General features: G+C 58.1%; 4 protein-coding genes and 1 pseudogene. All 5 read right to left on the reverse strand.

Translation table 11 applies throughout. The features are described from left to right. Positions 1-148, reverse strand: a 148-nt coding sequence (locus P9272_RS35530) for a formate--tetrahydrofolate ligase (RefSeq protein WP_278164844.1), incomplete at its 3' end; no start/stop codon positions are given. Between the two features lie 341 nt (positions 149-489). Further along, a complete protein-coding gene (gene gcvT, locus P9272_RS35535; protein ID WP_278164839.1) occupies positions 490-1,596 on the reverse strand; it encodes a glycine cleavage system aminomethyltransferase GcvT in 1,107 nt (368 codons plus the stop codon). Between the two features lie 524 nt (positions 1,597-2,120). Then, positions 2,121-3,425 (reverse strand): DUF4147 domain-containing protein, encoded by a 1,305-nt coding sequence (locus P9272_RS35540; RefSeq protein WP_278164841.1) that lies wholly within the window; start codon positions 3,423-3,425, stop codon positions 2,121-2,123. Continuing rightward, positions 3,425-4,393: a D-glycerate dehydrogenase gene (locus P9272_RS35545; RefSeq protein WP_278164843.1), complete on the reverse strand. Its 969-nt coding sequence runs from the start codon at positions 4,391-4,393 to the stop codon at positions 3,425-3,427. Before P9272_RS35545 ends, P9272_RS35540 begins: the two co-directional genes overlap by 1 nt. 40 nt (positions 4,394-4,433) lie before the next feature. After that, positions 4,434-4,676, reverse strand: a pseudogene (locus tag P9272_RS35550) (succinate--CoA ligase subunit alpha); the annotation flags it as partial.

Genomic DNA, 4,676 nt, shown 5'->3' on the forward strand with positions numbered 1-4,676 from the left:
ACTTGATGAACTCGGCAGACACTTTGGCCTTGTCGTGACCATAGGGCAGCAGATGCTCGGTCGGGATGCCGATTTTGACGCCGATCTCCTGGATCGGTTTCTTCCTGGCGGCGCGCGCAATCTCGATGTCGGACTTCACTTCGGCCATGTTTCCCTCCGGAATGGTGTTCGATCCGGCAGCGCTGGATCGCGATGGTTCAAGAAGCGACGGCCGTTCGGGAACGGAGCGACCCTATTCGCCACCAAAAGCGTGATCGTTATCGGTCGGGCGCAACCAACCGCGAGCATTAAGGTTCGACGTGCTTTGGTGAAGCAAATTTGCGGCCGATATCCCTCGACCAGCAGGTGCAATGAGATAAGGCTGGTCTAAAGGCCTAGCACTAAACCCTCAATGGCCCACCTGTCAGTCTAATAAGCGGCGACCCATCAACAAAAACTACGTCGCTAAAAGCTTCCCAGCTGTATTGGGGGAAGCTTTCAACGCCTAGATTAGGCGAAACTCTTGGTTCGGGTGTCACCTGGATCATACAGCGGCATTACAGACAGCTTCGCATCCGCTCGGTTGCCATTCCCAAACACGACGGCAACGTCCAGGCTCGGAACGGCGTGGGCCGGATCGACATAAGCCATGGCGGTTCCCCGCTTTCTGGTCGGCGAAAAGGACCCGCTGGTGACTGATCCGATCTCGCGCTCACCGACAACAATTTTGTCGCCGGTTTCAGCCACGTCGCCGGACGGAATGTCGAGCCACACCATCCGGCGGGTTACCCCGTCTCGGACGATTCGCTGCAAAGCGGCCTTGCCTATGAAATCCTCTTTTCCAAACTTCACGGCAAAGCCGATGCCGGCTTCGAGGGGGTTGGTAAGACGATCATGATCCTTGCCGACCAAGAGATATCCGGCTTCCTGACGCAGGCTCTCCAAAGCAGCCTGGCCACATGGAACAATCTCATAGGGCGCGCCAGCCTTCATGACGAGATTCCAGACGGCTGGCCCTTCACTGGAACTGAAATGGAGTTCGAAACCGGCTTCACCCGTGTAGCCCATGCGCGCGATGATGCACTCGATCCCCGAAATTTTTGCCGGCCTGAAGCGGTAATAGCCTATGGTCGACAGGTCGATATCTACCAATGGCTGCAGGACGCGATTGGCCTTCGGCCCTTGCAGCGCAAGGGTTGTATGCTTATCGGTCACGTTGGTGGTGGTCACGTTATACGATTTCGCCTGTTTGCAAATCCAAGTGAAGTCGTCTTCTGAACCGCTGATGATCATGTACTTGGCCTTATCCAGGCACCAGATCGTGCAGTCGTCGATCATCTGACCGTCTTCGTCACACATTGCTGTGTACTGCACGGAGCCGACCGTCTTCTTAGAATAATCGTTCGTGGCGAGCATCTGGATAAACCGAAGCGCATCGGGTCCTTCGATCACGAACTCTGCCATATAATCCAGATCACATAGTGAAACGCTGTCGCGGGTAGCCAAGTGCTCCCGGGGATGCCCGACGCTGTACTCCCAGGGGAGGAAGTAGCCAAATAGCTCGGTCATTTTGGCCCCATACTCAAGGCCCTTTTCGTAAAACGGAGTCTTCTTCATCGCGATTTTCTCCTCCTAGCGCGCAAAGCAAAAAGCCCCCGACGGCGCTACCGCGCCAGTCGGGGGCTTCAAATACCCCAATTCCGATGCAGCTAGCCCGCTGCATTGCCCTTCTTATTTTCTTCTCCCGATTTCTGTCAAGGCATTTTGTGACGCGAGGTGCCTGCCAGCAAAACAGTCCCTTCTTGCGGTATAATTACAACAAACAGATTTCCGCGCCGCAGCTACGACTGCCATACTACGAAGACCGCCGGAACAAGGTTGCTTTGCGCGATCCGCCGCCCGACTTCCGCGGATAACGAAATCCTGTTTCCGCTCGTCGACACACGTTCATCTTTGTTCTTCCGACGCCAACAGCCCCAGAGGAGCTAGCTCCTGTATATCCGCAGCGACCCAAGCGTAAGAAGATTTCGTGTTAATCGACGGCCTGCCCATTGTTTGGACGCCGCTTGCAGAATGTGACCGATTTTACATCTTCGATACGGTACAAATGGTGCCCTCATCAACGCCTCGGCAAACCTTGCCTATTGCATCAGTAGAATTTGCAGGTCGGCGACATTTGTTCCTGTAGACCCGGTCAGAAGCAAATCGCCTGCAGCCGCCAATGCATGGTACGAATCGTTGTTACTCAAGTGAGCTTCCGGCTTGCACCCACGCCGGCGCATTCGTTCTGCTGATCCGGTATCGACAAGGGCGCCCGCCGCGTCTGTCGGCCCGTCCCGACCGTCGGTGCCGCCACTCAGAAAGACCCAGGGCCGCCGGATCGGCTGTCGTTCATTTAGAAGGGCAAACTGTAGAGCAAATTCCTGGTTGCGTCCTCCTCTCCCGCTGCCGCGTACCTTCACAGTCGTCTCTCCTCCGGCGACAATTGCCACCGGTCCCTCTTGCTTCACCGCCAACATGGCTAGGCGGTGAAGGGCATGGGCCGCTTCCGAGACATCTCCGTTCAGCCAGGCAGCGGCCTTGACCACCGTGGGACAGTGCTCTTTGGCGCTATCCATCATGCGCTGCAGGCTGATTGCGTTGCTGCCGATCACGACATTTTCGACATGATCGAAGCTCGCACATGCTCGATCTTCGCCAGCGGACAGATCGTCCAGTCGCCTCCGCAAGCTCAGGGGCAACGACTGAAGCAGGTTGTGACGTCGAAGAACAATGACGGCATCGGAAACGCCGGTCGTGGGCTTTGCCGTGAGACCGCTGGCGATTGTGGCGAGATCGTCGCCGGGCACGTCCGAGAGTACCAGCGACAGCGTCCTAACGCCTGAGGTCAGTTCCGCGAGACGCCCGCCCTTCAGTCTTGAGAAGATCTGCCTTACTGCGTTGATCTCAAAAATGTCGGCGCCACAACGAACCAGGGCTTCGTTAAGTGCCACCTTATCGGCAAGCGAAATGCCCGGCGCAGGCGCGCAGACGATGGCTGAGCCCCCGCCACTAATCAGCAGCAGCACGAGGTCTTCGGGCGACGCGTACCGCGCCGCCTCTTCAATCGCCCTGGCAGCTTTCAGGCTTCCCTCGTCCGGCAGCGGATGACCGCCGACCATGATCTCAATGCCCTCGATGTCCAACACGTTTTCGCGATTGGTGACCACGCATGCCCTACGCAGTTTGTCCCCGACGAATCGCAGCGCCGTCCTTCCCATCAGACACGCCGCCTTGCCCAGCGCAATCAGGATGACGCTGCGGGCGGCGGCGATGTCGGGCTCTCTCGCTTTCAAAGCGCACGCGACCGCCGACTCGGGATCGGATGCGGCAATGCCTTGGCGAAACAGGTGAATGGCCAGCATCCGAAGCTCAGCCAGACTTGAAGCCGAACTGTCGATGCTCATCACACGATCCGATCCGGCACCGGGCGCCCGTCGAAAAACGCGACAAGGTTCTCTACTGCCCGCATTCCCATGGCCACACGGGTTTCTTTGGTCGCGCTGCCGAGGTGCGGCAAAAGCACGACGTTTTCCATGTGCTTCAACGGCTCAGGAATTTGAGGTTCGCCGTCAAAGACGTCCAGCCCTGCGCCGGCGATCTCGCCGCGCATTAGCGCGTCGATCAAGGCGTTTTGGTCCACCACATCACCGCGGGCGGTGTTGATGAGGAAGGCACCACGCTTCATCGCAGCCAAGCGGGAGGCGTTGATAAGCTGCCGGTTCTCAGCACCGCCAGGACAATGGAGCGACACGAAGTCCGCCTCTGCCAGCACCTCTTCCAAACTCGACAGTTGCCTGGCTTCTATGGCAACGATTTCCTCATCATCCACTTTGGAGCGATTGTAAAAGACCACGTCCATACCGAAGCCGAACCGCGCGCGTCGGGCGGTCGCTTTGCCGATCCGGCCCATTCCAACGACCCCAAGCGTTTTGCCGGAGACCTTCGAGCCAATCATGTGCGTCGGACACCAACCGGGCCATTCGCCGGCGCGTAACTGACGTTCCCCCTCGCCTGCACGACGGGCCACCGAGAGCATCAGGCACATGGCGATGTCGGCAGTGCAATCGGTCAGCACACCGGGCGTGTTGGTCACCACGATGCCATGCTTGCGTGCAGCGTCGGTGTCAATGTGACTGAAACCAACGCCGAAATTGGCAATGACCTTGGTTCGAACCTTGGCTTCAGGGAAGACGGCTGCCGACAAATGGTCACTGACCGTCGGCAAAACCGCTTCAAAATCCCGGAACGCAGCCCTGAGCTCGTTGGAAGTCAGCGGTGTATCATGCCGATTGAACGTTGTGTCAAACCGCTGAGAAAGTAGCTGCTCGACAGTCGCGGGCCAGCGGCGCGTGACTATAACGCGTGGTCTCATCTGAATTTTCCTAGTCGATCGGAAGGACGACCGTAGTCGCTCAGGCGACCTTTTTCTTTTGCCCAAGCACATTCGCGACCGTCGAGCCAAATGCAGCCGGGGTCGGCACGATGACGACGCCCGCCTCTTTCAGGATCTCCACCTTTTCCTGCGCTGATTCGCCGAAGGCGGAGATGATCGCGCCGGCATGGCCCATGCGGCGGCCTTTCGGGGCGGACAGGCCGGCGATGTAGGCGATCAAGGGCTTCCTCATATTGTCGCGCGCCCAGATCGCGGCTTCGGC

The sequence above is a fragment of the Mesorhizobium sp. WSM4976 genome (assembly GCF_029625685.1).
In the GTDB taxonomy this organism is placed as follows: Bacteria; Pseudomonadota; Alphaproteobacteria; order Rhizobiales; family Rhizobiaceae; genus Mesorhizobium.